The 719-nt window shown below is 65.2% G+C and carries 1 protein-coding gene; it reads left to right on the top strand.

Annotated features, from left to right (window positions below):
* The coding region (locus tag GTW58_RS13295) for a methionine--tRNA ligase (RefSeq protein WP_168023584.1) at window positions 1–719 on the top strand (719 nt) is incomplete at both ends.

Raw genomic sequence — 719 nt, 5'->3', positions numbered from 1 at the left:
ACGGGGACATCTACCTGGACCCGTACTCCGGGTGGTACGCGGTGCGTGACGAGGCGTTCTACGGCGAGGACGAAACCGAGGTCCGTGTCGACGGGCTGCGCTACTCCAAGGAGACCGGGACCGAGCTGACCTGGACGGAGGAGGCCTCCTACTTCTTCCGACTCTCGGCCTACCAGGACCGGCTGCTGGAGTTCTACGAGCGGGAGGGGTTCCTGTACCCGGAGACACGGCGCAACGAGATCGCCGAGTTCGTCCGTTCCGGATTGCGTGACCTCTCCATTTCCCGGACGACCTTCGACTGGGGGGTTCCCGTGCCCGGGGACCCCGACCACGTCATGTCCGTGTGGGTGGATGCCCTGACCAACTACCTCACCGGCGTGGGTTTCCCGGCCACGGACGACGACGCCTTCACCCGCTACTGGCCGGCCGACGTCCACGTGATCGGCAAGGACATCGCCCGCTTCCACTCCGTGTACTGGCCGGCGTTCCTGTGGTCGGCCGGACTGGAGTTGCCGCGCAAGGTCTTCGCCCACGGGTTCCTCTACAACCAGGGCGAGAAGATGTCGAAGTCCGTGGGCAACGTGATCGACCCGCACGCGCTCATCGGTGAGTATGGGCTGGATCAGGTGCGCTTCTTCCTCCTGCGCGAAGTCTCGTTCGGGCAGGACGGCTCCTATTCGCACGACGGCATCGTCTCGCGGATCAACGCGGATCTTGCC

The sequence above is a fragment of the Kocuria subflava genome, from assembly GCF_012163155.1.
Classification (GTDB): domain Bacteria; phylum Actinomycetota; class Actinomycetes; order Actinomycetales; family Micrococcaceae; genus Kocuria; species Kocuria subflava.
This window is presented reverse-complemented; position numbering and strand designations above follow the sequence as displayed.